The organism is Gibbsiella dentisursi, from assembly GCF_039539505.1.
In the GTDB taxonomy this organism is placed as follows: domain Bacteria; phylum Pseudomonadota; class Gammaproteobacteria; order Enterobacterales; family Enterobacteriaceae; genus Gibbsiella; species Gibbsiella quercinecans.
In genome coordinates, this window is record NZ_BAABDG010000002.1 from 1096991 (window position 1) to 1122895 (window position 25905).

Consider the following 25905-nt stretch of genomic DNA (forward strand, 5'->3'; position numbering starts at 1 on the left):
AGGAGCCGTTATGTCACAAACCCAAGTACACCCAGGGCTGGATATCAAACGCAGCCTGATGGATGCCGTGTTGGCGGGGCTGATTGCGCTGATCGTGTTCGGCCCTATCGTTGGCATTGTGCTCAATGGCTACAGCTTTAATTTTGAACCGCAGCGGCTGGTAGGGATTATCGCCATCGTGATGGCTGGGCGCCTGTTGCTGAGCCTGTTTTTGCAAACCCGTCCGGGGCGCAGGCTACAGGCCCGCTTTGAGGGCGGCAACGACGGCGTCTATGTGCGGCCGCTCGGCGCCAAAAGCAACCTGCGCTGGATTATCCCGCTGTTTGCCGTGCTGGCGCTGCTGCTGCCGTTCGTTGCCAGCAAATATTTACTGACGGTGGCGATCCTCGGGCTGATCTACGTGCTGCTCGGGCTGGGCCTGAATATTGTGGTGGGGCTGGCCGGGCTGCTCGATCTGGGCTACGTGGCGTTTTACGCCATCGGTGCCTATGGTCTGGCGCTGGGGTACCAGTACCTTGGGCTGGGATTCTGGGCGATGCTGCCGCTGGGGGCGCTGATGGCAGCGCTGGCCGGCGCCTTGCTCGGCTTCCCGGTGCTGCGTATGCACGGCGACTATCTGGCGATCGTCACCCTGGGCTTTGGCGAGATCATCCGCCTGGTGCTCAATAACTGGGTATCGCTGACCGGCGGGCCGAACGGCGTTTCCGTGCCGTCGCCGACCTTTTTCGGGCTGGAGTTTACCCGCCGCGCCCGCGACGGCGGGGTGCCTTTCCATGAGTTTTTCGGCCTGAGCTACAACCCCAACATGAAGTTTATCTTTATTTACGCGGTGCTGTGCCTGGTGGTGCTACTGGTGCTGTTCATTAAACACCGGCTCACACGCATGCCGATTGGGCGGGCCTGGGAAGCGCTGCGCGAAGATGAGATCGCCTGCCGCTCCCTGGGGCTGAACCATGTGCTGGTCAAGCTTTCGGCATTTATGATTGGTGCCTCTACCGCCGGGATTGCCGGGGTGTTCTTCGCCAGCTATCAGGGGTTTGTTAACCCCACCTCCTTTACCTTTTTTGAATCGGCGCTGATCCTGGCGATTGTGGTGCTGGGCGGTATGGGATCCACCCTGGGCGTGGTGCTGGCGGCGTTCGTGCTGACGGTGGCGCCAGAGCTGCTGCGCAGCTTCGCCGAATACCGTGTGCTGCTGTTCGGCGTGCTGATGGTGCTGATGATGATCTGGCGGCCGCGCGGGTTGGTGCGCATTGGCCGCAGCAGCTTTGCGCCGCGGCAGGGGGTGCGCCATGAGTGATGCGATTTTGCGTGTGGAGCACCTGATGATGCATTTCGGCGGCATCAAAGCGCTAAACGACGTTAATCTGGAGGTGGCGCGCGGTTCCATCACCGCCCTGATTGGCCCCAACGGCGCCGGCAAAACCACAGTGTTCAACTGCCTGACCGGGTTTTATCGCGCCAGCGGCGGCCGCATTTTGCTCAATACGCAGCACCGGCCCACGGATGTGATCCGCGTGCTGGGGCAACGTTTCCGCGCCGATGACTGGATTAAACCCGCCCAGCTTGGCGCGCGCCTCTACTATAAAATGTTCGGCGGTACCCACCTGGTCAACCGCGCCGGGCTGGCGCGCACCTTCCAAAATATTCGCCTGTTCCGTGAGATGTCGGTGGTGGAAAACCTGCTGGTGGCGCAGCACATGTTGAGCAACCGCAACTTGCTCGCCGGGGTGTTTAATACGCCGGCCTACCGCAAAGCGGAAAACGAAGCGTTGGATCGCGCGTTCTACTGGCTTGAGGTCGTGGAACTGGTGGACTGCGCCAACCGGCTGGCGGGCGAGATGTCTTACGGCCAGCAGCGCCGGCTGGAGATTGCCCGCGCCATGTGCACCGTGCCGGAGATGATCTGCCTTGATGAACCGGCGGCGGGGCTGAACCCGGTAGAGACGGCGACCTTGAGCCGGATTATTCGTTTCCTGCGGCAGCAGCACGGCATTACCGTGTTGCTGATTGAGCATGATATGGGCATGGTGATGGAAATTTCAGACCATGTGATCGTGCTCGATCACGGCGACGTGATCGCCCGCGGTACGCCGAAGGAGATCCAAAATAACGACAGCGTGATCGCCGCTTATCTGGGCGCCGATGAGGAGGAACTGGCGGGATGAGTGATGTGATGCTGGAATTTCGCGATGTGGATGTGCACTACGGCCCGATACAGGCGTTGCAACAGGTGTCGTTGCAGGTTCATCAGGGGGAAACGGTGGCGCTGATCGGCGCCAACGGCGCGGGTAAATCGACGCTGCTGATGTCTATCTTTGGCCAGCCGCGCATCAGCGGCGGCCAGATCCTGTTTCAGGGGCAGGATATCAGCCGGCGCTCAACGCACTTTATCGCCAGCAACGGTATCGCCCAGGTGCCGGAGGGGCGGCGTATTTTCCCGGATATGAGCGTGGAGGAAAACCTGCTGATTGGCGCCATTACCCTAGGCAATCATTATATTGATGAGGACATACAGCGTATGTTCGCGCTGTTCCCGCGCTTGAAGGAGCGGCGCAACCAACGGGCAATGACCATGTCCGGCGGTGAGCAGCAGATGCTGGCGATTGCGCGCGCGCTGATGAGCCGGCCAAAGCTGCTGCTGTTGGATGAACCCAGCCTGGGGTTGGCGCCGCTGATCGTCAAACAGATCTTTAGCATCCTGCGCGAACTGGCGCAGGAAGGGATGACGATCTTCCTGGTGGAGCAAAACGCCAACCACGCGCTGAAGCTCTCCGATCGCGGCTATGTGATGGTCAATGGCCAGATTCGCCTGAGCGGCCAGGGCACGGAACTGCTGAGCAATCAGGAAGTGCGCAAGGCCTATCTGGGCGGGGCATAATCAGGGTAATTTTTATTAGGCGCATTTTTTAAGGAGCAATGAGTATGCCGTTTGGCCAGTGCCTGTGTGGCGCCGTTCGTTTTGCGTTGAACGCTGAGGTGCGGTTTTTTTACCGCTGCCATTGTTCGCTTTGCCGTCGGCAAAGCGGCGTTGGTCATAATGCGGCGACTCTGGTTAACGCGGCGGATTTTCGCTGGCTTAGCGGTGAGAAAACGGTGCGCAGTTGGCGTAAACCTAGCGGCTACCGCAATGATTTTTGCGCCGACTGTGGCTCAACCGTGCCTAACCTGCTCAACGCTGGGCCTTATGTCTGGGTGCCGATTGGCCTGTTGGCGGAGGATGCAGCCCTGGTGTGCATCGGCGATTTCTGCGTGGATGACAGCATGCAATGGGATCATACCCGGGGTGAAAACCCGCATGCGGGCGGCCCCGAATCGCTGGATAGTCTGTTAACGGCATTGGCAGTGGCCGGCGGCGGGCATTAACCGCCAGCCAGGCAGGTGCGGCGTTGGGCCGCACCTGGATGTGCCGGGGTTAGCCATTGCTCTTTTGCAGGTGCAGGCCGTGGTTGCCCTGGTAGTCAGGGCGAGCGGGGGGCTGCCAGCCGGTGAGCAATGCCGCGTCCGGCCGATAGATTTCGATCCCCAGCGGGCGGCAGACGGACAGGGTATCCTGCGCGTCATCCCCCCACATCGGCAGCGATAAGTCACCGCCCGGGCAGGTGGAAATGGCGCACAGCAGATCGATTTCGGCAAAAAACTCCAGGTAATCGCCCTTGCGTGCCGGGCAGGCCTTCATAAAGTATTTGTCCTCATCGTTCAGGCCGGTGCACTGGAACACGTTCATCACATCGTGCACGTCAAACTCGGTTAGCCCGTAGGGCTGCACGGCCCGCGTCAGGTTGGAGTGACAGTGAAAGTCAAAGTCTTCGCCGGTCAGCAGTTTATTCACATAGGGATCGCAGCGGGTGCCCAGCAGATCGTGCACCCGCCCGCCGTGTTCATCAATGCCATAGTCCGCCAATGTGTCGGCGGTAATGGTGGCGATCGGGCGCATAAACGGCAGGTTCGACCACAGGCGATCAAAGGTGGACAAATGGGCGCGCTGCAGTTGGCGGGTGCGCGCCACCCACATCCTCTCGCGTGGGTTATGGCGGTTCCAGATATTCAAATCGCCCACCTGCGGGCCTTCCGGCGTGGTGATGCGGAACAGATGCCCGGCCGGCACTTCCCAGGCGAAGCCGGTGCGGATAGGCACCCGATGCTGCGCGGTCAATACCCGCTTGCCGTCGGCCAGCGCCTGATAAAAATCGCGGTCGACATCCAAGGCGGAGCCTTTGGTGCTTTGGTATGCGGCAGGATAAGAAGGCATATTAAACTCCATTCATTCGCGTGTTGAACGCACGCATAATTTGTTGTTCGGACTGTTCGAGATAGGCGGTCAGCGCCTGGCAGGCTTCTTCTTTGCGTTGTTCGCACAATAGCGCCCACAACGCCCGATCGCGTTCCAGCCAGGGGCGTTGGAAGCTCGGCTCGTGTTCGCCGGTGGCGAACAGCAGGCGCAGTTGCGCCAGCAGCACGCTGAAAAAATCGTTAAAGCGGGCGCAGCCCAGCATATGGACAATGCGCTGGTGAAAACGCAGGCTGTGCGTGCCGAAGGTACGCCAGTCATTGGTATCGGCGGCGGCGGCGGATTGATCGAGGTGCGTTTTCATTTTTTGCAGATGAAACGCGCTGATGGTGTCGGCGGCCTGTATTGCCAGCACTTCCAGATGGCGGCGAGCCTTATAAATATCCCGCACGTCGCGTTGTGTGAACTGGCAAACGAACACCCCACGGTTGTGGTGGTAGTTGACCAGCCCTTCGCCATGCAAAAAACGCAGCGCTTCACGCAGGGTGTTGCGCGAGGTGTCGCACAGCGTGGTCAGTTCGTTCTCCGCCAGCGCCTGGCCTGCCCGCAGGTTGCCGTTGATGATATTTTCCCGCAGCAGTATCGCAATGCGTTGGAAGGCGGGAACATTCTCCAGCGAGGCGTCTTCCGGTATTTCAATTTTTAAACTGAGCATGCTTTTGGCCCCATATCCTGAATGAAACGGTGAATCCGATGATCGCGCATTTGCAGAATATCGCCGGGCGCGGCGTCTATCTCCACATTGCCGTGCTCCATAAACACCACCCGATCGGCGATGGAAAACGCAAATTTCATCTCATGGGTGACAATCAACATGGTGATGCCTTCATCGGCTAAGCGGGCGATAACCTCCAGCACTTCGGTCACACGCTCCGGATCCAGCGCGGAGGTGGGCTCATCAAACAGCACTACGCTCGGCTGCATCACCAGCGTGCGGGCGATCGCCACCCGCTGCTGTTGGCCGCCGGAAAGCTGATGCGGGTATTTGTTGGCGTGCTCCAGCATGCCGACCTTATCCAGCATGGCCAGGCAGCGCTGCCTTAGCGGCACCTTTTCCTCCTGAAAGTGCACCAGCGGCGCGAGCATCAGGTTTTCAAGCACATTTTTATGGGGGAACAGGTTAAAGCTCTGGAATACCATGCCCAGCTTGGTGATACGCGCGCGCCAGGGCAGAGCATTTTCTGCTTGTCCGGCGTCGATAAACGGGTGCCCCAATAGCCTTACTGAGCCGCCATCGAGCGTCTCCAACCCATTAATGGTGCGAATCAGGGTGGTTTTGCCGGAGCCGGAAGGGCCGATAATGGCAATAACCTCGCCGGGGCGCACGTTCAGATCGATACCGTTGAGTACGGTTTTGCCGTTAAATGCTTTTTGAATGTTTTTGAGCTCCAGTATCGGCTTGGCCGCTGCACTGGTGGCACGGCGTGTGATGGGCGCCGGTTGCGGCAACGCCGGGCGCACGCGCAGCACATCCAACAGTCCCGGTGTGCGCCGCTGGATATCCAGCCGTTGTTCCAGCCAGGCGAACAGGCGTTCAAAAATCGTCACGATCAGCACGTAATAGAAAGCCACCGCCAGCATGGTTTCCATCACTTTGAAGTTATCGGTATACAGCCGTTCGCCGACCATCAGAATTTCCGCCAGCGAGATAACCGAAACCAGCGAAGTCATTTTGACGATGGTGATGAATTCGTTCACCAGCGTTGGCAGTGAAATACGAAATGCCTGTGGGATCACTATTTTCAGGCGGATTTGCCCTTTGCTGAGGCCGAGCGCTTTGCCGGCTTCAAACTGGCCGCGTTGGACGGCGATTAACCCACCACGGTGTATTTCCGCAATATAAGCCGTTTCGCTTAGAATCAGCGCCAGTGCGCCGGCGATAAACGGGTTGCCCAGCAGCACGCCGCTATCGGGCCATATTTGCGGCAGGTTAAAAATGAAAATCAGCAACACCAGCAGCGGCAGGCTGCGGAATAGCCAGATGTATACGGCGGCCAGATTGCTGAGAAACCGATGTGGAGACTGGCGGGCAAATGCCACTATCAGCCCCAGAATGACGCCGCACACCCACGTCAGCAGGCTCAACTGCACCACCAGCCAACTGGCCTGCCAGAAATCAGCAAAAGTTAAGAGCCCTAATAGATAATGCCAGTCAAACTGCATCGCCCGCTCCTTTTAATGCTTATAACGTACCGGCCAGCGCTTGCTTGGCTTCTTGTGCATCCGGCATCTGGACATTGTATTTATTCAGCAATTGCTGATATTGCCCGGATGCCACCACGCTATCGAAGGCCTGGGTGAGCTGGCCGCGCAATTCGGTGTTGTGCTTATTCACCGCCAGGCCCACCACCACCGGGTAGAGCAGCGTATTTGAACTGATGCCGAGGCGGTTGCCGGTTTTTTCCACCGTCGCTTTGGCCACTGCGGCATCTTCGTACTGCACGGCGATCGCGCCGGAAAGCAGCGCCTGGGTGACTTCCGGTGAGGAAGGAAATTCTTTGACTTCAACGTTGCCGAGCCCCTTAGGCTGGCAATACTCCGTGGAAACCTTGTTCAGCCGAGGGATCCAGGCACCGCCCTTGATCGAACCCACCTTTTTGCCGCACAGATCTTCCGGTTGTTGCGGCTGCCAATTGCTGCCGTGTTGAACAATCAACGAGCCGCCCGTTTTCATATAGGGAATGAAGTCCACCTGCTCGGCGCGTTCCGGCGTAACGTAAAGCGTGGAAGCGATGACGTCGAAGCGCTGGCTTTTCAGGCCGATAATCAGGCTGGCGAAACGGGTGTCTTTCACCACCGGGTTCAGCGCCATTTTTTCCGCCAGCATGGTCATAAATTCAGCGTCAAAGCCGGCGGGTTTTTTGTCTTTCAAAAAGTTATACGGTGGGTAGGTTAAATCGGAACCGATACTTAACTCACCGGCTTTTAAGGTAGCGGCCTGGGTGGAACAAGCCGCCAGTAACAAGGTTGATGCTGATAGTGCGGCAGCGTATTTTTTCATGGTGAACCCCCTGATTTTTGTTCAACAATGCATAAGCATTATTCGTGCCAAATATTAATTAACTGGGAGGGAACGCATTGGTTAACGTTCACGCAAGACAAAAGGCGCCAAAATGATGCGGGTAAACATGGAAAGTGTGCATGGCTTGCACCATCGCGGTTCGATTTGGCTGCCCGCAGAGTAAAAAATCGCTCGATTGGCATCCTTATGTTTTTAGAAACAGACTATGATGAGGGTTTGATAAAACCGGCAGGGCGAAGCGGCGTGATGCCTGTTGTTCAACGGGGCGGCGCTTTTGGGCTTGTACGCCATGCTGAACCAACATAAGGACTATTACGCCATGAAAAAGATTGGATTTTTGTCGTTTGGCCACTGGACGCCCTCGTCGCAATCGGGCACCCGTTCAGCGGCGGATGCCTTGCTGCAATCCATCGATCTTGCCGTCGCGGCAGAAGATTTGGGGGCCGACGGCGCCTATTTCCGCGTGCACCACTTTGCCCGCCAGCTTAGTTCTCCTTTTGCGTTATTGGCCGCCGTTGGCGCGAAGACCCAGCGTATAGAGATTGGCACTGGCGTTATCGATATGCGCTATGAAAACCCAATGTATATGGCTGAAGACGCCGGCGTGGCCGATCTTATCTCCGGGGGGCGCTTGCAGCTTGGCATCAGCCGCGGCTCGCCGGAGCAGGTGGTCGACGGCTGGCGCTATTTCGGCTATCAACCAGCCGAAGGCGAGACGGATGCCGACATGGCGCGGCGCCACACCGAAGTGCTGCTTGATGTGCTGCGTGGCGAAGGCTTCGCCAAGCCCAACCCGCAGCCGATGTTCCCCAATCCGCCGGGGCTGCTGCGCGTTGAACCGTTTTCCGCCGGCCTGCGCGATCGCATCTGGTGGGGCGCCGGCTCGAATGCGACGGCGGTGTGGGCCGCCAAGCTCGGCATGAACCTGCAAAGCTCCACGCTGAAAGACGACGAAACCGGCGAGCCTTTCCATATTCAGCAGGCGAAGCAAATCCGCGCCTATCGCGCGGCGTGGAAAGAAGCGGGGCATACCCGCGAACCGCGGGTGTCGGTCAGCCGCAGTATTTTTGCGCTGGTGGACGAGCGGGATCGCGCCTATTTCGGCAATAGCGGCCGTGAAGGCGATACCATCGGTTTTCTCGACGAGAAAACCCGCGCGGTGTTCGGCCGCAGCTACGCCGCTGAACCGGATGCATTGATCAAACAGTTGGCGCAGGACGAAGCGATCGCAGAAGCCGATACGCTGCTGTTAACCGTGCCTAACCAACTGGGCGTGGACTATAACGCGCACGTAATTGAAGCGATCCTGACCCACGTTGCGCCTGGGCTGGGTTGGCGCTAGGTTGCCCCCGGCAGAAGCGGGGGGCGAGTACGGGCGAGCCTAATAGCTGATCCCCGGCGGGTTTAACTGGGAAGCGTTTATCGCTTCCCCGCTTTCCCCCCAGCGCGCCAGCACCTGCTGGTACTGGCCACCGGTGATAACGCCGTTAATCGCGGCCTGCAGCGCCGGCGCCAGGCCGTTGCCCTTTTTGGTGGTGGTGGCGACCCAGGCGCGGTAAGGGCTGGTGCCCACCAAGCGGGTTTTGCCGGTTAACGCGGATTTATAGGCCAGCGCGGAGTGCGGCCCAAACTGCACGTCGGCCCGGCCCGCTTGCAGATACAGGCTGGCGGAGGCATCGTCCGTCAGGTAAATCGGGGTGACCGGCGCACGGCCGGCGGCGCGGTTTTCGGCATCCCACTTCAACAGAATCCTTTCCTGGTTGGTTCCCGATCCCACAATCACCCGCAGGCCGGCGATATCTTTCGGTTCGCTAATGCGTTGAATCGGGCTGTTTACGCTGACTAAAAAGCCCAATGGATCGACCCGGTAGCTGGCGAAATCGAACTTCTCCTTGCGCGGTTCGGTCACCGCGATATTAAACAGGGCGACGTCATACTTGCCAGCGGTGATGCCAAGCGGCCAGTCCTCCCAGGATGCCGGGATCAGGTTCAGGCGCAGCCCAAGGCTGTCGGCCAGGAGCCGGGCAATGTCCGGATCGCTGCCAATCCGCGTTTTATTGTCGCTGGCCAGCAGGGACAGCGGCGGCGAGCTTAACGTCTGGATCGCCACCGTCAGGCTGCCGGGCTGGATAAACCGATAATCCTTCGGCAGCAGGGCGATCGCCTGTGGGTTGGCCGGGGCGTGGATCGGGGTTTCGTTCGCCAGCAGATCGAGGGTGTTTTTGCCGCTGGCCGGCGCGGCGATGGCAACCAGGCCGAGGGCAAGAACCGGGGCGGCGCCCCGGATGAACAGTGAGTCATAGCCTGACATGAGCACTCCTTGCTTAAAGTACGCTGGCGAGAAAATTCCGGGTCCGCGGGTGCTGCGGGTGGTTTAACACCTGATCGGTGCTGCCCTGTTCCACAATGCGCCCGTCCACCATGAACACCACATTGTCCGCCACTTCGCGGGCAAAGCCGATTTCATGCGTGACCACTACCAGCGTGGTACCGGACTGCGCCAGCTTCTTGATCACCGCCAGCACTTCCCCCACCAGCTCCGGATCCAGCGCCGAAGTCGGCTCGTCGAACAACATCACTCGCGGCTCCAGCGCCAGCGCTCTGGCAATGGCGATGCGCTGCTGCTGGCCGCCGGAAAGGTGGCGCGACCAGGCGTTGGCCTTGTCGCGCAGGCCCACCACGTCCAGCAGGCGTTCGGCGCGGGCGATGGCGTTTTTACGATTCAGTTTGCCGTGCACGATCGGCGCCTCAATGATGTTCTCCATCACTGTCAGATGCGGGAACAGGTTAAAGTTTTGGAACACGTACCCCACGTTGATCCGCTGGCGAAGAATGTCTTTCTCTTTAAGCTCATAGAGCTTATCCCCTTTGCGGCGGTAGCCGATGTACTCGCCGTCAATCTGGATAAACCCTTCATCCACCCGCTCCAGGTGGTTAATGGTGCGCAGCAGGGTCGATTTGCCCGAGCCGGACGGGCCGATAATCACGGTAACCGAGCCGGGTGCCAGCTCAAGGCTGACGTCATCCAGCGCTTTGTGGCGGCCAAAGTATTTGCTTACGTGGGTAATCGCGATATGGCCTTGCGTAGTTGCGGCGGCATTAAGGGAGTGGGGCATGGGCGGTCTCCTGTGGGGGGCGGCGGGTGCGCGCAGGCCAACGGAATGTCTCCGGCAGCAGGCTGGCCACCGAACGGCGTTCACTGCGCGCCAGCCAGCGCTCCACCACGTGCTGAATGGCGGACAGTACGCTGGTGATCACCAGATACCAGACGGCGCCGACCATCAGCAACGGGATCACCTCTTGCGTGCGGTTGTAGATCATCTGGATGGTGTAAAACAGCTCCGGCATCGCCAGCACGTATACCATCGCCGTGCCTTTGGCCAGACTGATGATTTCGTTGAAGCCGGCGGGCAAAATGGTGCGCAGCGCCTGGGGCAGGATAATGCGCAAGGTGCGCCGCCAGGCCGGCAACCCCAGTGCGGCGGCCGCTTCGTACTGGCCGTGATCCACCCCCTGGAAACCGCCGCGGATAATCTCTGCGGTATAGGCGCTTTGCACCAGGGTCAGCCCTACCACCGCGGTGGTGTATTGCCCCAGCACGTTAATGGTCTGGAAGTGGCCCCAACTCAGGGCGGTGAACGGGATGCCCAACGACAGCGAGTCGTACAGGTAGGAAAAGTTATAAAGAATAATCAGCACCACAATGAGCGGCAGCGAGCGGAACAGCCAGATATAGCCCCAGGCAAGGCCGCGCAGCAGCCAGGATGGGGAGAGCCTGGCCAGCGCCAGCAGCCCGCCCAGCACAATGCTAAGCAGGGTGCTGACCAGCGTGAGGGACAGCGTTTGCGCCAGCCCTTCCAGGATCACCGGATCAAAGAACCAGCGGGCGAACACTGCCCATTCCCAGCGTGGGTTCAGCGCCATGGACTGAATCACGCCGGCCAACAGGAACAGCGCCACCGCCGCGCCCAACAGCCGCAGCGGGTAACGCGCGGGCACAACCTGTACCCGGTGGGTTGATGGCGTCGTCATCACGCCTCCTTCACGGTTGCGGCGGGCACGGCCACGCCGATAGGTTTGATAAAACGCAGCCGGCCGTCAAACGGCGGTTGGCTGTACTCTTCAGGATTGCGGTGAATATCGAACTGCGGCTGATAGCCCAGGCTCAGGTATAGCCGCACCGCTTCCGGCTGGCGAAAGCCGGTGGTGAGAAATAGTTGCCGGTAACCGGCGCTCACGGCCCGTCGCTCAAGCTCGTTGACGACCCGGTCCGCCAGCCCCTGGCGGCGCAGATCGCGCCGTGTCCAGATGCGTTTTAGCTCCGCGGTCTGCACGGCGTAGGGTTTATAGGCGCCGGTGGCGATAATTTCCCCGTCTTGTTCCAGCAGCAGGAACAGCCCGTGCGGCGGTAAATACCATTCGGTCAGTTCCTGCTCCTGATCGCGGGAAAAGTAATCCCCGTAGCGCGCGGCGTATTCATCAAACAGGCCGCTTAATATCGGTTGCAGCTCTGGCGCTTCTGGCGATACAACCCGAAAAGTGATTCCAGACATGCTGCGCTCCTTAATCACCTAAACCGGCGGGGTTAATCTCAGACGCGGGGATACGTTCTACGCTCTCGCCCCAACGGCTTAGCACTTTGTCGTAGTCGCCGTTGGCGATCGCGCCGTTGAGCGCCAGTTGCACCGCATTCACCAGGCCGCTGTCTTTTTTCAGCGTGACGGCAATGTGCGCCGCCTTCGGCCAGCCGCCATTGACGCTGCCGACCAGCCGGGTGGTGCCGGTCAGCGCCGATTTCCAGGCGCCGATCACGTTCGGCCCGAAGTAGGCGTCCGCGCGGCCAGATTGCAGCGCCAGCGTTTGCGCGGCATCGTCTTTGGTGTAGATCGGAGTAAAGGGCTTCAGCCCCTTGGCCTTATTGGCCTGATCCCAGGCCAGCAGTATCGCTTCCTGATTGGTGCCGGAACCGACGATGATCCTCAGGCCGGCAATGTCTTCCGGCTTGGCGATGGTTTTGAGCGGGCTGCTGGTTTTGACGTAAAAACCCAGTGAGTCTTGGCGGTAGGTGGCGAAATCGAATTTCGCCTTGCGATCTTTGGTGACGGTGATGTTGCTGATGGCCGCATCGTATTTGCCGGAGGTGACGCCCAGCGGCCAGTCTTCCCATGAGGTGGGCACCACGTTGAGCTGCAGCCCCAGGCTGTCGGCCACCAGGCGCGCGATATCCACTTCGCTGCCGAGCAGGGTTTTGTTGTCATCGGAAAATACCGTCAGCGGCGGCGAGTTCAGGGCCGCTATCGCCACGGTAAAGGTGTTGGGGTGGGCGAAGCGGTATCCGGTTGGGATCGCGGCGATGGCCTGGGGGTTTTTCACCGTATTGATGGGAGTTTTATTGGCTTCCAGGCTGACGGCATGCCCGTTGATACTGACGGATTCAGCATTGGCCAGCGCCGTATGGGCGAACACCATTAGCGCGGCGGCGGCCAGGAGTGGCGTTTTTATCTGCATAGCGTTTTCTCGTTATCAGCGATTATTGTTTATTATTGTTGGCGGCGAACTGATTGGCCGGCTCCGGCAGGCCGAGGCTGGCGCGCAGGGTTTCGCCGGGGTATTCGCGGCGGAACAGGCCACGGGCCTGTAGCAGCGGCACCACCTGATCGACAAAGCGGGGGAAGGTGTCCGGTGTCCCGCCGTTGATGATGAAACCGTCCGTTGCATGCTGTTCAAACCAGTGTTGCAGGCCGTCGGCCACCTGCTGTGGGGTGCCGTGGAACAGCGGGCGCGGCGTGGCGGCTTCCAACGCCACCTGGCGCAGGGTCAGGCCGCGTTCGCGTGCGTTGCGCTTGATTTCATCGGTGGTGCTGCGGAAGCTGTTTTGCCCCAGATCGCCGATGTCCGGGAAGGGGGCGTCGAGCGGATACTGGCTGAAATCATGGTGTTCGAAATAGCGGCCCAGGTAGTTCAGCGCGTTCTCTATCGACACCAACGCGGCGGTGGCCTGGTACTGCCGTTCGACATCCGCGGCGTCGCTGCCGACAATCACGCTTACCCCCTGGAATACCTGCAGGTGCTCCGGCCGGCGCCCGTAGGCTTCGAGCCGGGATTTCACGTCCTGGTAAAAGGCCTGCGCGTCTTCGAGCGTGTGCTGGTGGGTGAAGATGGCGTCGGCGTGGCGTGCGGCTAGCTGTTTACCATCGTGCGAGGCGCCGGCCTGGAAGATAATCGGGCGGCCTTGCGGCGTGCGTTCAATATTGAGCGGGCCTTCCACCTGGAAAAAGTCGCCGTGATGATGAAGGGGATGCAGCTTTGCCGGATCGAAGAAACGCCCGCTGGCCTGATCGCGCACAAACGCGCCGGCTTCCCAGGAATCCCATAACCCCTTCACCACCTGCAGATATTCATCCGCAATGCGGTAGCGCAGGGCATGCTCGGGGTGCGCGGCGCGGGAAAAGTTTTTGGCGGAGCCTTCCAATGGCGACGTCACGACATTCCACCCTGCGCGCCCGCCGCTCAGGTGATCCAGGCTGGCAAACTGGCGCGCCACGTTAAAGGGCTCGCTGTAAGAGGTGGACAGGGTACCGACCAGGCCTATATGACGGGTCACGGCGGCCAGCGTGGATAATAACGTGATCGGTTCAAAGCGATTTAAAAAATGCGGGATGGATTTTTCATTGATATATAACCCGTCCGCCACGAACAGAAAATCAAATTTCCCTTGTTCGGCTTTTTGCGCCACGCTTTTTACGAAATCAAAGTTAATGCTGGCATCGGCCTTGGCCGCCGGGTGGCGCCAGGCGGACATATTTCCCGCTGCGCCTTGTATTATTGTCCCCAAACGTAATTCTCTTGTCGCCATAATACATTCCTGAAAAAAAGATAAAGCAGCCCCGGATAGCGTAAACGCTACCCTGATATTCAACGATTATTTAGGCCAGGGCGGACTGGTTTTCTTCCGCCGCGATATTGATCAAGGCATTTTCGGCCAGCCGGGCGAAATAATGCGCCGCCGGCCCAATCAACGCTTCATCCGGGTTAAAACGCGGATGGTGTAAACCATATTGGCTTTCACTGCCGATACTGACGAACGCGCCGGGAATGTGTTGCAAATAGATGGCGAAATCTTCGCCGCCCATATGCAGCTCGGCCGTGCGGGTCTGGTAGCCGGATTGTGCCGCTTCGCGGCTGGCGAACTCGCTCCAGCGGGCGGTGTTGACCAGCACCGGCGGGCCGGCAAACCACTGCACCTCGATCTCGGCATCAAAGCTGGCCGCCAGCCCTGCGGCGATCTGGCGCACGCGTTTTTCCACCGCCAGGCGAACTTGTGGATTGTGGGTCCGCACCGTACCTTCCAGTTCGGCGCTTTCCGGCAGCACGTTCCAGGTATTGCCGCCCTGAATGCGCGTAACGCTGACCACCACCGATTCCAGAGTATCAATGCTGCGGCTGGCAACGCTTTGCAGCAGGTTGACCAATTGGCTGGCAATCAGTATGGCGTCTTTGCCTTCGTGCGGACGAGCCGCATGCGCCCCTTTACCGGCGACGCGGATAGCGAAGCGATCAACGTTTGCGTAAAACGCCCCGGCGCGGGTGGCGAAGGTGCCGATGGGCAACCCCGGCTCGTTATGCATACCGAAGATTGCCTTCACCCCCTCCAGCGCGCCGGCCTTCACCAGCCGGGCGGCGCCGCCAAACTGCTCTTCGGCCGGTTGGAACAGAATCCGCACCCGCCCGGGCAGTTGCGCCTCGCGCTGCTTGAGCAGCAGCGCGGCGCCCAGCATCACGCTGGTATGAATATCGTGCCCGCAGGCGTGCATGATCCCGGCGTTGCGGGAACTGAAGGCGACGCCGCTGGCTTCATCGATCGGCAGGGCGTCGATATCGGCGCGCAGCGCCACCTGCGTCTCGCCCTGGCCCACTTCGGCGATCACGCCGGTGGGCAAATCAAACGGCAGCAGGCGCACCCCGTGTTGTTGCAGCCAGCCGCGGATGCGCTGCGTGGTGGCGAATTCCTGGTTCGACAATTCAGGATGCTGGTGCAGCTCTCTGCGCCATTCAATCAGCTGTTTTTCAGTCGCGTAGCTCACGAAGCCTCCTCGGTTAACAGGTCGGTGCCGGCGGTCGGCCGGGCGTATTCGGCCAGAAGCTGCAGGGATGTGAGCCGCGCCTGGCCGTCTTCGATTGGGGTGTCGATAATAAATTCATCAATGCCGAACGCCTGATGCAGGGCGGCCAGTTCGGCATGCACCTGCGCCGCGGTGCCTTTCAGCAACGACGGTTCACGCGGTTCGATGCGCCGCACCGGGCTTTCCGCCTGGCGCGCGAAGGTCTCGGCCTGTTCCTGGGTTAATACCGTGACGTGCTGGCCATTTTCCAGCTCCACCCGCCACAGCGGCTCTGGCCGGGCGAGGGCCTGCGCCTGCTGGCTGTTGGCGGCGACAATCGCCTGCACGGCGACAATAAACTGCCCCGTGCTATTCAGCGTTCGCCACAGCGCACGGATACGCTGCAGCGCGCTGCGATCGCCGTTAAGGTGCGCGGCGAACACGAAATGCCAGCCGAGGCGAGCCGCCAGCCGGGCGCTCTCTTCGCTGGCGCCCAATAGGAAGCGCTGCGCGGGGATGCGCGGCAGCGGCGTGGCCAACAGCGTATCGCTGTCCTCGGTAGCCGGTGAGGCGGCGCTCAGCCAGGTATCCAGTTCGGCCAACTGTTCGGCGAAGTCGCCGCGCAACGCCGGATCGATCCCGCGTTGTAACGCCCGGCTTGCCAGCGGCAAACCGCCCGGCGCTTTGCCGATGCCCAAATCGACGCGCCCCGGCGCCAGATTGGCTAATAAATTGAAGCTTTCCGCCACCTTATAAGCGCTGTAATGCTGGAGCATCACGCCACCTGAACCGATGCGGATATGGCTGGTATGGGCCAGCAGCCAGGGGATCAGCACTTCGGGCGCCGGGCTGGCGAGCCGCGGGCTGTTGTGGTGCTCCGCCAGCCAGAAACGGTGGTAACCCCAGCTTTCCGCCTGGCGGGCAAGGGCCAGCGTCCGTTGCAATGCCCGTTCGGCATGTTCGCCTTCCGCCAGTGGGCTTTTATCAAGAATACTCAGTCGGTAGGACATCCCTAATTTCTCTGCATCATGTAATGTGAAATTATTATTAGAATTATCTCTACCGCAGGAGAAATATTAAATTCTCATATCCTAAGTTAAAATTTTGAGGAAATTTATGCATGCTTAATAAGGATATTAAGCTATACCCGGCCTACTTCACGTTGCGGGAGAAAACGCAAAAGCGTTGTGTTCCGCGGTGAAATTATCCTGTGAAAGTCGTTTTTATTTTCTGCTGGTTCCCTGCTTGTCGAATTATTTTGGCTATTTATTAATATGCTAAAACGGAATATGAAATTCTTTTTTCATATAAATGAGTAATATTGCCCAAAGCGATCCGCGATGATAGCATCGAAAAATCAGCCATTTATACCCTAAATATTTCATACCGCGGGCGGCGAGCCTATTGGCTGCCGGCGGCTCTCGGGCGCACGTTTTAAGTGAGGAAATTTGTATGTGGCAAGAACAACTGGCGCAGTTGGTGGCCGCCTGTCATTGGATTGGCGCCAAGGGCTGGGCGCCGGCAACCGGCGGGAATATGTCGCTTCGCCAGGACAGCGAGTGGTGCTGGCTCAGTGAGTCTGGCCGGGATAAGGGCAGCCTGACCCCGGCCGATTTCCTGCAGGTTGAGATTGCCAGCAATCAGGCGCCGTCGGGGCGCAAACCTTCTGCCGAGACCGGATTGCATACCCTGATTTACCGCCTTTTCCCGCAGGCCAATGTGGTGCTGCACGTGCATACGGTGAATGCCACCGTGCTGTCGCGCATTGAGAAGCGCGCGCAACTGGTGCTGCAGGGCTATGAGATGCAAAAAACGCTCAGCGGCCAGCATAGCCACCTGGCCAGCGTGCCGATTGCTATCTTTGATAACGATCAGGATATTGCCGCGCTGGCGAGCCGCATCGAAAGCTATGCGCAGGCGAACCAACTGCAATACGGCTTCCTGCTGCGCGGCCACGGCCTGACCTGCTGGGGGGAAGACGTCAACGTCGCCAAACGCCACCTGGAAGGCCTGGAATTCCTCTTCGAATGCGAGATGCAGCGCCGCCTCTACGAGCGTGATTAACCGCACGCCAGCGCCAGCGTTTCTGGCCTGACAACAGTGAGTCTTCGTGTATGGATTTGTTTCTGGGCATTGATATCGGCACGTCGCGCGTTAAGGCCGTGCTGTTTAACCGTGATTTTCAGGCTATCGCCAGCGCGGCGGAGAACACCCGCCCGAACCTGGCGCCCGATGGGGCGGCGGAACAGGATATGGAGCAACTGTGGCAATCGGTGTTACGCACCTTAAGCCGCGTGGCGCAGGCGCCGGAACTGCAACAGGGGCAGATCAGGGCCATCGGCCTGGCGGGGCAGGGGGAAGGGGTTTGGCTTAGCGATGAGGCGGGCAACCCGGTCGGCCCCGGCATCTTGTGGAGTGATACCCGCAGCCATGCGCTGATGACGGAACTGCTCGCCCGGCCAGGGCTTGATCAGCGCCTGTTCGCCGAAACCGGCACCCATCTGCAACCGTGCAACACCAGCCTGCAACTCTGTTGGCTCCGGCGCTTTCAACCGGAAAGGCTGGCGGCGGCGCGTTACCTGTTCTGTGCCAAGGACTGGGTTCGCTTTCGTTTAACCGGCGTCGCCGCGCTGGACATTACCGACGCCAGCGCTTCGTTGCTCAATCAGGCCACCGGCGCGCTTTCGTCGCTGATGCTGGAAGAACTGGAGTTGGAAAGCCTGCGGCCATTATTCCCGCCGCTGTTGCCGCCGGATGCTCAGGCCGGCACTCTGCGCCAAGAGGTGGCCGCGTTGTGCGGCCTGGCGGCCGGCACGCCGATTGCCGCCGGCGCGCTGGATGTGTGTAGCGCCGCGCTGGGATGCGGCGCGATTAACGACGGCGATATCTACACCATTCTCGGCACCACCTGCTGCACCGGCATCGTCTGCCATGGCCGGGAAACCGTCAGCAGCGGCACCCGGTTTGTGACGCACACCGAAGCCGGCAGCTTTATCAACCTGTTCCCCATGCAGGCCGGCACCCCTAATATCGACTGGCTGCAACAGCAGATCTCGCTGGCGCCGGATCTGGTGGCGTTGGAGCACGAGGTCGCCGCCGTGGCGCCCGGCAGCGGCGGCGTCTTTTGGCAGCCGTATTTGAACGGTGAACGGGCGCCGTTTTTCAGCCCCACCGCCCGGGCGGGGTATTTTGGCGTGGGCCAGCATACCACCCGCGCGCAGCTTCAACGCGCGGTCTTCGAAGGGTTGGCCTATGCGATCGTCGATTCGCTGCAGGGCTACCCCAATGACGGTAGCCTGTACCTGACCGGCGGCGGTGCGGCCTCGGCCACTTGGCTGCAGATCATCGCCGATTGTACCGGCAGAACCGTGGTGGCCAGCCATTTTAACGAACTCAGCGCCCGCGGGGCGGCGATTCTGGCCGCCCGCAGCGTCGGGGCGCTCAGCCACTCCCCGGATATCGAACAGACACGCTACCTGCCTAACCCGCAGGCGCATGCCACCTACCGCACTTTGTTCCCGGTCTATCGCCTGTTGCGTGAACGGTTGCAGCCGGTGTGGCAGGCAAGGCACGACGCATTACAAAGCCTCCATTCTCAGGAAAACTAATCATGAAAATCGTTTTTACCGCTGAATATGCCGGCGATTTGCAGCCGTTCCATGCCCTGGGGGAGCTGGTGGTGGCCGGGTGGGCGCTCGGCAAACCGAAACTCCAGCCCGAACAGATGGTCGCGCTGGCGCACGATGCCGAGGTATTGGTCACCAGCTACGACGATATCACCGCGGAGGTGATCGCCGCCTGCCCGCGCCTGCAGGTGATCGCCTGCACCCGTGCGAACCCGGTGAATATTGATATTCAGGCGGCGCGTGCGCGCAAGATCACCGTGCTGTATACGCCGGGGCGCAATGCCGACGCCGCAGCGGAGTTAACGCTCGGGCTGATGCTCAGCCTAATGCGCCATATTCCCCAGGCCCACGCGGCGTTAAAGCGTGGCGCTTTCACGCGCCAGGCACAAAGCGAAGCCCAAACCCAGGCGGGGCTGCGGCGCGATGTGGTGTGGGACGTTAGCCCGGAGAGCCCGTATGAAGTGTTTAAAGGCGGCGAGCTGCGTAATAAAACGCTGGGGCTGGTTGGCTATGGCAACATTGGCCGCCGGGTGGCGCGTATCGCGCGAGCCTTCGGCATGAATATTCTGCTGGTCGATCCGTTCGTTGCTGCGGAGGATATTGATGAGCCGGGGCTACAGAAAACCACGCTGGCGGCACTGTTTGCCCAGGCCGATATTGTCAGCCTGCACCTGAGCAGCGGGCCGCACAGCGATGGCCTGGTCAACGCCCAACTGCTGAGCACGATGAAACCCGGCGCGTTGCTGATTAATACCTCGCGCGCCGCGGTGGTCGTGGAAGCGGATCTGATTGCGGCACTACGCCACGGGCCGTTGGGCGGTGCGGCGCTGGACGTTTACCATCAGGAACCGTTGTGGCGTGAGCACCCGTTCATCAATGAGCTGGATAACGTCATCATTACCCCGCATATCGCCGGCGCAACGCGTGAAAGCATCCAAAAACACACCGCCATGATCGCCGCGGATTTGCAGCGCTATGTGGCCGGTGAGCCGCTGTTGTACGCCTGGCGCTAAGACTTGGGGCCGTCAGGCCCCGGTTGATTACCCGGCGTACACCGGCGTGTTGGCCATAAACGCCTGCGTGTGTTCCCAGTCCACCACCCCCGCATCCGAGCCGAGCCCGGTCGCCACCAGCGCCGCCACCGCCGAGGCCACCTGGCACGCCTGTTCAACCGCCAGCCCGCGCGCCAGTGCGGCAATAAAACCGCCGCAGTAGCTGTCGCCGCAGCCGGTGGTGTCCAGTGCGGTAACCTGCCAGGCCGGGATATGCTGCGCTTTTTCCCGGGTGAACAGCCATGAACCGTGCGGCCCATCTTTGAAAACGCAGTTGCCGACGCCAAGCGCAAAGAAAAATGCGGCGATCTGCGCAGGATCCTGCAGCCCGGAGAGGAAAGCGGCCTCTTCAAGGGAAGGCATAAAATAGTCAACGTGGGGCAGCAGCGGGCGCAATAAGGCCAACGTCTCGCTGTTCGGCGCGATCAAATCGAAGCTGGTCACCACGCCGCGCCGCTTGGCCGCCGCCAGCAGGCGGGCGCTTTGCCCCTGATCCATTGCGGCCAGCAGCCCGGTTCCGCCATGGTGCAGGAAGCGGCAGTTCAGCACTTGGTCGAACTGGTCGTCCGCCACAAACAGTTCATCGGAAGCGCCGCGGCAGTGCAACGCCGGCCGTTCGCCGTTAGGGCGGATCGGCAACAGCGTGGCGGAGGTTTCCTTGTTGGCGGTTTGCTGGATCAGCGAACAATCAATGCCCAGCCGGCGGTAGCTGCTGAGAATAAAATCCGCCTTTTCGTCATAGCCCAGGCAGGCGACGGCCGCGGTGTTAATGCCGAGCTTGGCGGCGTTGATCACTGCGCCCGCCGCAGTGCCGGCCGGGTTAAGGCGGATCTGCTCGATAAACTGCACGCCGCCGCCGGCAGGAATGCCGCTTACCGGCCGCCCGGCAATATCCAGAATCGTAAGCCCGACGAAAACCGCGTCAAACGGGGAAGACATAGCCCAATCTCCTTAAAAATCAGTAACGGTGCTGGCGCAGGCGCGCCTGCCAAAATGAAACGGCCAATGCCACCACCAGGATCACCCCGATCAGCGCATCTTTAACCAGGTAATTGAGCCCCATCAGGTTAAGCCCATTGTCGATAACGGCAAGGAACAGCACCCCGCCCAGGGTGCCGGCCATACTGACGCGCCCCTGGCGATTAAATGCGGTGCCAATGAAAACCGCGGCGATCGCGTCCATCAGGTAGGCCTGCCCGGCCAGCGGGGTAAATTGGCGCAGGTTAGCGGACAAAATAACCCCACCGACCGCACACAACGCCGACGCGGCGATCAGCACCCAAAACAGGGTTTGGCGATCGCGGATCCCGGCGATACGCGCGGCTTCGCCGTTCTGCCCCACGGCACGCACCCGTTTGCCGAACAGCGTGCGTTCGGTGATAAGCCAGGCGGCCAGCCAGAGAACCAGCACAATCACAATCGGCGTGGGGATGCCCCACAGATTGCCCACCGCCAGATCGTGATATTCCGGCGCCATCCGCCGGTAGGAAATGGCGCCGCCGCCGTCGGTATAAATCCGCTCCACGCTGCTGGCGATAAACCAGGTGCCGAGCGTGGCGAGAAACGGCCTGATCTGGCACACCAGAATCAAAAACGCATTGAGCAAACCAATGGTGACGCCCCCCAGCAGGGCACACAGCACCGCGATCTCCCAGGGCAGTTGCCAGGTTTTCAATGCCACCAGGGCGAAGGCGGCGCCGAAGTCGAGCGCCACGCCGACGGAAAGATCGATGGCGCCGGCGCTGACGATCAGCGTCATCGCCATTGCCACGATCAGCAAGATGGCGCAGCCTTGCAGCAGGTTGCCCCAGTTACCCAGCGTTAAAAAAACCGGGTTGGCCCAGTTGAACAGCGCGATAACCAGCAGCGTGATCAGGGCGAACCCCGCGCGCGAAAGCCAGGCCAGCGGCGTGCGGCCGGTGTTTTCCGCCGTGCCGGCACGCATCAAGGTGAATAAACGCATTATTTGCCCCCTTTGTGCTGCAATGCGGAGGCCGCCAGCACCACCAGGATCAGCGCGCCTTTAATGGCGCCCATCCAGAAAATATTCACCCCCAATAGCCCCAGCCCGTTGGACAGGGCATTGACCAACACGGCGCCGAGCAATGCCCCCCAGATGGTAACGACCCGGCGGCGGGAAAAGGCGGCGCCGATAAAGGTCGCCAGCACGGTTTCCAGCAGCAACGGGGTGGCGGTGCCGCTGCTGCTGCCCGAACCCTGGCTCAATAAGGGGAATACCGCCAGCCCGGCCGCTACGCCGGCCAGCAGCCAAACGCTGAACGTCAGCCCACGCACATTCAGCCCGCACATCTGCGCCATATCGTGGTTGCCGCCCACCGCCTGGATATGCTGGCCGAAGCGTGAATGGTGCACCAGATACTGGAACAGCAGAAACACCGCCAGCAAATACAGCAGCGGGTAGGGGAGGCCGAACAGGTTGTCGTCGCGAAACGCCACCATCAATGGATCGCTGACGCTGATTCGTCGCTGGCCGGTCAGCAGATCGGTCAGGCCGGTAAACGCCACGGAGGTTGACAGCGTGGCCAGCAGCGGCGGCAGCCCGGCCACCAGCGCCAGCAGGGCGTTGATCGCCCCGCACGCCAGGCACGCCGCCGCCAGCAAGGCCAGCAGCAACGGATAAGGCAGCAGCCATTCGGTCATCCCCAGGCTTAGCAACGCCACGCCCAACACGGCGATCGCCGGTAAGGAGAGATCGATGCCGCCGGACACCACGTCATCACCGCCGACGGCGATCACACACACCAGGCCAAAACTTAAAATCGCCAGCGGCACGCTTTGCACCAGCATTAAACTGATGTTTTGCCAACTAAGGAACCACGGCGACTGGATGCTGAGCCAAATCAGCAGGGCGAAGAATAAGATTAACGGGAATCGTTCAATCAGCGCCGAGGCGCGCAGCGCGCCGCGCGGCTGGATATCAGTGCTCATACCGGTTGTTCCTGTCCACCATTGATTGCCACTAACAAGGCATCCAGCGTTAGCGCTGCCGTGGGCAAATCCGCCACCAGCTCACCCCGCCACATCACCAGAATACGGTCGCACAGGCCCAGCAGTTCGGTGGCGTCGCTGGAAGAAACCAGCACCGCTCTGCCTTGCTCGGCCAGTTGCCGGGTGCGCTGATAAATATCACTGCGTGCGCCAATGTCCACGCCAAGCGTTGGCTCATCGAGAATAAACAGGCGTGCATCGGTGCCCAGCCAACGGGCCAGGATCACTTTCTGCTGATTACCGCCGCTCATATAGCGCACCGGGATCTCCGGGCGGGCCGGACGAATACTTAACCGCGTAATCCAGTCCTGTGCCTTTTGCCGCGCCAGCGCGCGCCGTTCCCAGCCCAGCGTGGCCGTGTTGGGCAGCGAGGCCAGATTAATGTTATCCGCTGCGGAAAACGGCAGGATCAGCCCCTGATGACGCCGATCCCGCGGCACCAGCGCCATGCCGGCACGGATCGCCTGCTTGGGGGAGGTGATGCGGCGCGGGCGCCCGTCGAGCACGATCTCGCCCTGTTTGGCGGTTTTCAGCCCGTACAGCGTATCGATCAGAATATCCCGGCCGGCGCCCAGCAGGCCCGCCACGCCGACAATCTCGCCCGGCTTTACCTCAAAGCTGACGTTGTGCAACTGGCGGCCGTCGGAAAGCCCCCTGACCGCCAACAGCGGCGTGCTTGCGGCGGCCGCGGCGTTTTGGCGCGGGGTATAGAGCTGTTCGATATCCCGCCCGACCATCAGGTTGATCACCGCATCGGTGTTTTGCAGCAGATCGCGGTCCGGGTAGCCGACCACTTCGCCATTGCGTAATACCGTCGCCCGATCGCACAGCGCGGCGATCTCATTGAGATAGTGGGAAATATACAGAATGGCGATCCCTTGCTCGCGCAGGCGCACGATCGCGGCGGAAACCAGGCTCGCTTCATGGGCCTCGAGCGGCGCGGTGGGTTCGTCGAACACCACCAGGCGCGCGGCGCCATCGATCAGCGCGCGGGCAATCTGCACCAGTTTACGTTCTGCCAGGCTCAGATCACGGATCAGGCGCCGGGCGTCGATATTCAACTGCCAGGTGCTGCGGAAGAAGGCTTCGGTGGCGGCTATCATGCGCCGGCGATTGAGCCAGCCGCCTGCCCGCCGATACTCCTGGCCAAGAAACACCGACTCCGCCACGGTGAAGTGGGGGATCAGGTTCAGCTCCTGATGAATAACGCGGATGCCCAGTGCTTCGATGGCGGCGGGTTTGCCCTGCGGCAGGCTGACGCCGTCCAGGGTTATGCTGCCGCCGTCCGCCTGGTAGACGCCGGCGAGAATTTTAATCAGGGTGGACTTACCGGCGCCGTTCTCGCCGATCAAGCCGTGAATTTCACCGGGGTTGATGGTTAAGGTGACCGCATTGAGCGCGGCCACGTTGGCAAAGCGTTTGCTGATCTGGTGCATCACCAGGCCAGACGGGGGCGCTCCCCCGTGCGTGGTATTGGTGTTCACTACTTCAACTCACCGTAGCCCAGTTGTTTGTAAACGGCTTTCGCTTCTTCCGGCCCTTTCACCGGCACCACCGGGATGAAGGTCTGGATCGGCAGTTTTGCCCCGGCGAAATAGCGGGCGACGTTATCGGCGGACGTCTGGCCGATCAGGTGCGGCTGTTGGGCGATGTTGGCGACAAACGGGCTGTCTTTTTCCGCCATGATTTCCAGCGTTTCCGGGCCGGCGTCAATCGCGGTCACTTTGACGTCTTTATCCCGCCCGGTTTCTTCCAGCGCCTGAACCACGCCGATGGCCGGCTGATCCCAGCAGGCGACGTGAATTGCATCCAGTTTGCCTTTTGGATATTGGCTTAATAATTCCAGGGTTTTCTTGCGCGCATCTTCAGGTGAATTGGCAAACTGTTCGGCCAATTCCGGCTGAATAATGTGGATATCCGGGTAATCCTTCAGCACGTATTTCCATTGATCGTAGCGAATACCGCAAATGCGCAGGGAATTGGAGAAGGCATTAAATACCGCCACGTTGCCTTTACCCCCTAATTCATCGGCCGTATAGCGGCCAATGGTCGAGCCAAGGGTATAGTTATCGGAGGTGGTATTATTAATAGAGTATTGTGAAACATGATCCACGGTGAAAACCGGGATGCCCGCCGCGCGCAGCGCTTTGAATTTAGGCTCTACGGCACTGTCGCCCAGGATGCTGATGACCGCATCCACTTTGCGTGCCAGCAAAATATCATGGTTATTGGCGTGTACCTGATTATCACGGCCGCCGTCAACGCCGATCACTTTCCCGCCCAGTTTTTCGACTTCTTCGGTTGCGCCCTTATAGGCTTCGCGATCCCAGAAGTGCTGGGTGCCGACGACGGCGATACCGATGGTTTTCCCTTGTAGCGATGGTGCGTCGGCGGCGTGAATCGCTGCCGAAACGAGTGACAACAGACCGGCGGTTGCAGGTAAAAGTCTTTTTTTAAGCGTCATTGTTATTATCATCCAGAGTGTTATGGGTCAGCAGGCTGACAGAATGACAATAACCCCAGACAAGCCCAAATAAAAAAAACGTCTAACTTATTCCCGGAATATCAAATGGAATAAAGCGCACACGCCTAAATGAAAATAGCCACGGATTGGCGTTGCAAATAACCGCAGGGCCATTAAGCCATTATTTTTGTGTGCCATTATCTCGCGGCGAATAAATTTGCAAGATAAAAACAACTTAAAAAACCTGATGGCCGCTTTTGGCCTAGGGTTAATGCCATAAAACGGCCAAAAACACAGATTATTATCCAGTGGTTTTCATACCGGCGGGATATTTTATTG

The 25905-nt window shown here is 60.0% G+C and carries 23 protein-coding genes and 1 pseudogene; 8 read left to right on the top strand and 16 right to left on the bottom strand.

All coding sequences use genetic code 11. The annotated features are described in order from the left end of the window. Nucleotides 1–10 precede the first annotated feature (10 nt). The 4 genes from livM to ABFX35_RS05430 are packed head-to-tail and all read left to right on the top strand — an operon-like array spanning nt 11 to nt 3366. A complete protein-coding gene (gene livM, locus ABFX35_RS05415; protein ID WP_279029366.1) occupies nt 11–1300 on the top strand; it encodes a high-affinity branched-chain amino acid ABC transporter permease LivM in 1290 nt (429 codons plus the stop codon). Beyond that, the gene (locus ABFX35_RS05420) at nt 1293–2168 is read left to right on the top strand and encodes an ABC transporter ATP-binding protein (RefSeq protein WP_095844902.1); all 876 of its coding nucleotides are present in this window, start codon (nt 1293–1295) and stop codon (nt 2166–2168) included. The genes livM and ABFX35_RS05420 overlap by 8 nt, the downstream gene beginning before the upstream one ends. Then, nucleotides 2165–2881 (top strand): ABC transporter ATP-binding protein, encoded by a 717-nt coding sequence (locus ABFX35_RS05425; protein WP_346079681.1) that lies wholly within the window; start codon nt 2165–2167, stop codon nt 2879–2881. Before ABFX35_RS05420 ends, ABFX35_RS05425 begins: the two co-directional genes overlap by 4 nt. Before the next feature lie 44 nt (nt 2882–2925). Then, nucleotides 2926–3366, top strand: a complete 441-nt coding sequence (locus ABFX35_RS05430; RefSeq protein ID WP_346079683.1) for a GFA family protein — start codon at nt 2926–2928, stop codon at nt 3364–3366. A 49-nt stretch (nt 3367–3415) separates the two neighbouring features. Here ABFX35_RS05430 and ABFX35_RS05435 read toward each other — a convergent pair whose 3' ends face one another. The 4 genes from ABFX35_RS05435 to ABFX35_RS05450 are packed head-to-tail and all read right to left on the bottom strand — an operon-like array spanning nt 3416 to nt 7292. Further along, on the bottom strand, nt 3416–4252 hold the full coding sequence (locus tag ABFX35_RS05435; RefSeq protein ID WP_346079685.1) for an urea carboxylase-associated family protein: 837 nt from the start codon (nt 4250–4252) through the stop codon (nt 3416–3418). Nucleotide 4253: 1 nt separating this feature from the next. Further along, on the bottom strand, nt 4254–4946 hold the full coding sequence (locus ABFX35_RS05440) for a GntR family transcriptional regulator (protein WP_279028979.1): 693 nt from the start codon (nt 4944–4946) through the stop codon (nt 4254–4256). Beyond that, nucleotides 4934–6454: an amino acid ABC transporter permease/ATP-binding protein gene (locus tag ABFX35_RS05445; RefSeq protein ID WP_279028980.1), complete on the bottom strand. Its 1521-nt coding sequence runs from the start codon at nt 6452–6454 to the stop codon at nt 4934–4936. The genes ABFX35_RS05440 and ABFX35_RS05445 overlap by 13 nt, the downstream gene beginning before the upstream one ends. A 19-nt stretch (nt 6455–6473) precedes the next feature. Continuing rightward, nucleotides 6474–7292 (bottom strand): transporter substrate-binding domain-containing protein, encoded by an 819-nt coding sequence (locus ABFX35_RS05450; RefSeq protein ID WP_279028982.1) that lies wholly within the window; start codon nt 7290–7292, stop codon nt 6474–6476. Nucleotides 7293–7632: 340 nt separating this feature from the next. Here ABFX35_RS05450 and ABFX35_RS05455 point away from each other — a divergent pair, with 340 nt between their 5' ends. Continuing rightward, nucleotides 7633–8655: an LLM class flavin-dependent oxidoreductase gene (locus ABFX35_RS05455; protein ID WP_279028983.1), complete on the top strand. Its 1023-nt coding sequence runs from the start codon at nt 7633–7635 to the stop codon at nt 8653–8655. Nucleotides 8656–8694: 39 nt separating this feature from the next. Here ABFX35_RS05455 and ABFX35_RS05460 read toward each other — a convergent pair whose 3' ends face one another. The 7 genes and pseudogenes from ABFX35_RS05460 to ABFX35_RS05490 all read right to left on the bottom strand — a co-directional run bounded on the left by ABFX35_RS05460 (nt 8695) and on the right by ABFX35_RS05490 (nt 16425). Beyond that, nucleotides 8695–9624 (bottom strand): ABC transporter substrate-binding protein, encoded by a 930-nt coding sequence (locus ABFX35_RS05460; RefSeq protein ID WP_279028985.1) that lies wholly within the window; start codon nt 9622–9624, stop codon nt 8695–8697. Between the two features lie 13 nt (nt 9625–9637). Further along, nucleotides 9638–10429, bottom strand: coding sequence for an amino acid ABC transporter ATP-binding protein (locus ABFX35_RS05465; RefSeq protein WP_095844897.1), 792 nt, complete (start codon nt 10427–10429; stop codon nt 9638–9640). Beyond that, nucleotides 10413–11345, bottom strand: coding sequence for an amino acid ABC transporter permease (locus ABFX35_RS05470; protein WP_346079689.1), 933 nt, complete (start codon nt 11343–11345; stop codon nt 10413–10415). Before ABFX35_RS05470 ends, ABFX35_RS05465 begins: the two co-directional genes overlap by 17 nt. After that, entirely contained in the window at nt 11345–11866 is a 522-nt protein-coding gene (locus ABFX35_RS05475; RefSeq protein ID WP_346079691.1) for a GNAT family N-acetyltransferase, read from the bottom strand. The genes ABFX35_RS05470 and ABFX35_RS05475 overlap by 1 nt, the downstream gene beginning before the upstream one ends. Nucleotides 11867–11876: 10 nt before the next feature. Continuing rightward, a pseudogene (locus ABFX35_RS05480) lies at nt 11877–14169 on the bottom strand (NtaA/DmoA family FMN-dependent monooxygenase). A 70-nt stretch (nt 14170–14239) separates the two neighbouring features. Continuing rightward, the gene (locus tag ABFX35_RS05485) at nt 14240–15397 is read right to left on the bottom strand and encodes an amidohydrolase (protein WP_346079693.1); all 1158 of its coding nucleotides are present in this window, start codon (nt 15395–15397) and stop codon (nt 14240–14242) included. Further along, nucleotides 15394–16425: an LLM class flavin-dependent oxidoreductase gene (locus ABFX35_RS05490; protein WP_346079695.1), complete on the bottom strand. Its 1032-nt coding sequence runs from the start codon at nt 16423–16425 to the stop codon at nt 15394–15396. The genes ABFX35_RS05485 and ABFX35_RS05490 overlap by 4 nt, the downstream gene beginning before the upstream one ends. 442 nt (nt 16426–16867) lie before the next feature. Between ABFX35_RS05490 and ABFX35_RS05495 the strand changes: the two genes are divergently transcribed. From ABFX35_RS05495 to ABFX35_RS05505, 3 genes are read left to right on the top strand one after another with little or no spacing between them, the layout of a single operon-like run. After that, a complete protein-coding gene (locus ABFX35_RS05495; RefSeq protein ID WP_346079697.1) occupies nt 16868–17479 on the top strand; it encodes a methylthioribulose 1-phosphate dehydratase in 612 nt (203 codons plus the stop codon). Between the two features lie 50 nt (nt 17480–17529). Further along, nucleotides 17530–19023, top strand: coding sequence for an FGGY-family carbohydrate kinase (locus tag ABFX35_RS05500; RefSeq protein WP_346079699.1), 1494 nt, complete (start codon nt 17530–17532; stop codon nt 19021–19023). 2 nt (nt 19024–19025) lie between these two features. Next, entirely contained in the window at nt 19026–20054 is a 1029-nt protein-coding gene (locus ABFX35_RS05505; protein ID WP_346079701.1) for a 2-hydroxyacid dehydrogenase, read from the top strand. Between the two features lie 27 nt (nt 20055–20081). On the opposite strand, the gene ABFX35_RS05510 is transcribed toward ABFX35_RS05505, so the two are convergent. The 5 genes from ABFX35_RS05510 to ABFX35_RS05530 are packed head-to-tail and all read right to left on the bottom strand — an operon-like array spanning nt 20082 to nt 25566. Beyond that, entirely contained in the window at nt 20082–21032 is a 951-nt protein-coding gene (locus tag ABFX35_RS05510) for a carbohydrate kinase family protein (RefSeq protein WP_346079703.1), read from the bottom strand. Between the two features lie 19 nt (nt 21033–21051). Next, nucleotides 21052–22056 (bottom strand): ABC transporter permease, encoded by a 1005-nt coding sequence (locus ABFX35_RS05515; protein ID WP_346079705.1) that lies wholly within the window; start codon nt 22054–22056, stop codon nt 21052–21054. Then, entirely contained in the window at nt 22056–23042 is a 987-nt protein-coding gene (locus ABFX35_RS05520; protein WP_095844886.1) for an ABC transporter permease, read from the bottom strand. The genes ABFX35_RS05515 and ABFX35_RS05520 overlap by 1 nt, the downstream gene beginning before the upstream one ends. Continuing rightward, complete coding sequence (locus ABFX35_RS05525) at nt 23039–24538, bottom strand: sugar ABC transporter ATP-binding protein (RefSeq protein WP_346080862.1); 1500 nt, start codon at nt 24536–24538, stop codon at nt 23039–23041. The genes ABFX35_RS05520 and ABFX35_RS05525 overlap by 4 nt, the downstream gene beginning before the upstream one ends. Before the next feature lie 47 nt (nt 24539–24585). Further along, a complete protein-coding gene (locus tag ABFX35_RS05530) occupies nt 24586–25566 on the bottom strand; it encodes a sugar ABC transporter substrate-binding protein (protein WP_279027193.1) in 981 nt (326 codons plus the stop codon). Between the last annotated feature and the right edge of the window lie 339 nt (nt 25567–25905).

What these genes read in the sequence shown, in the direction of transcription:
- ABFX35_RS05425 (WP_346079681.1), top strand. Translation starts at nt 2,165, where the DNA reads ATGAGTGATGTGATGCTGGAATTTCGCGATGTGGATGTGCACTACGGC.
- ABFX35_RS05490 (WP_346079695.1), bottom strand. Translation starts at nt 16,425, where the DNA reads ATGTCCTACCGACTGAGTATTCTTGATAAAAGCCCACTGGCGGAAGGC.
- ABFX35_RS05435 (WP_346079685.1), bottom strand. Translation starts at nt 4,252, where the DNA reads ATGCCTTCTTATCCTGCCGCATACCAAAGCACCAAAGGCTCCGCCTTG.
- ABFX35_RS05430 (WP_346079683.1), top strand. Translation starts at nt 2,926, where the DNA reads ATGCCGTTTGGCCAGTGCCTGTGTGGCGCCGTTCGTTTTGCGTTGAAC.
- ABFX35_RS05455 (WP_279028983.1), top strand. Translation starts at nt 7,633, where the DNA reads ATGAAAAAGATTGGATTTTTGTCGTTTGGCCACTGGACGCCCTCGTCG.
- ABFX35_RS05450 (WP_279028982.1), bottom strand. Translation starts at nt 7,292, where the DNA reads ATGAAAAAATACGCTGCCGCACTATCAGCATCAACCTTGTTACTGGCG.
- ABFX35_RS05495 (WP_346079697.1), top strand. Translation starts at nt 16,868, where the DNA reads ATGTGGCAAGAACAACTGGCGCAGTTGGTGGCCGCCTGTCATTGGATT.
- livM (WP_279029366.1), top strand. Translation starts at nt 11, where the DNA reads ATGTCACAAACCCAAGTACACCCAGGGCTGGATATCAAACGCAGCCTG.
- ABFX35_RS05520 (WP_095844886.1), bottom strand. Translation starts at nt 23,042, where the DNA reads ATGAGCACTGATATCCAGCCGCGCGGCGCGCTGCGCGCCTCGGCGCTG.
- ABFX35_RS05515 (WP_346079705.1), bottom strand. Translation starts at nt 22,056, where the DNA reads ATGCGTTTATTCACCTTGATGCGTGCCGGCACGGCGGAAAACACCGGC.
- ABFX35_RS05475 (WP_346079691.1), bottom strand. Translation starts at nt 11,866, where the DNA reads ATGTCTGGAATCACTTTTCGGGTTGTATCGCCAGAAGCGCCAGAGCTG.
- ABFX35_RS05510 (WP_346079703.1), bottom strand. Translation starts at nt 21,032, where the DNA reads ATGTCTTCCCCGTTTGACGCGGTTTTCGTCGGGCTTACGATTCTGGAT.
- ABFX35_RS05530 (WP_279027193.1), bottom strand. Translation starts at nt 25,566, where the DNA reads ATGACGCTTAAAAAAAGACTTTTACCTGCAACCGCCGGTCTGTTGTCA.
- ABFX35_RS05505 (WP_346079701.1), top strand. Translation starts at nt 19,026, where the DNA reads ATGAAAATCGTTTTTACCGCTGAATATGCCGGCGATTTGCAGCCGTTC.
- ABFX35_RS05500 (WP_346079699.1), top strand. Translation starts at nt 17,530, where the DNA reads ATGGATTTGTTTCTGGGCATTGATATCGGCACGTCGCGCGTTAAGGCC.
- ABFX35_RS05465 (WP_095844897.1), bottom strand. Translation starts at nt 10,429, where the DNA reads ATGCCCCACTCCCTTAATGCCGCCGCAACTACGCAAGGCCATATCGCG.
- ABFX35_RS05470 (WP_346079689.1), bottom strand. Translation starts at nt 11,345, where the DNA reads ATGACGACGCCATCAACCCACCGGGTACAGGTTGTGCCCGCGCGTTAC.
- ABFX35_RS05440 (WP_279028979.1), bottom strand. Translation starts at nt 4,946, where the DNA reads ATGCTCAGTTTAAAAATTGAAATACCGGAAGACGCCTCGCTGGAGAAT.
- ABFX35_RS05525 (WP_346080862.1), bottom strand. Translation starts at nt 24,538, where the DNA reads ATGCACCAGATCAGCAAACGCTTTGCCAACGTGGCCGCGCTCAATGCG.
- ABFX35_RS05445 (WP_279028980.1), bottom strand. Translation starts at nt 6,454, where the DNA reads ATGCAGTTTGACTGGCATTATCTATTAGGGCTCTTAACTTTTGCTGAT.
- ABFX35_RS05460 (WP_279028985.1), bottom strand. Translation starts at nt 9,624, where the DNA reads ATGTCAGGCTATGACTCACTGTTCATCCGGGGCGCCGCCCCGGTTCTT.
- ABFX35_RS05420 (WP_095844902.1), top strand. Translation starts at nt 1,293, where the DNA reads ATGAGTGATGCGATTTTGCGTGTGGAGCACCTGATGATGCATTTCGGC.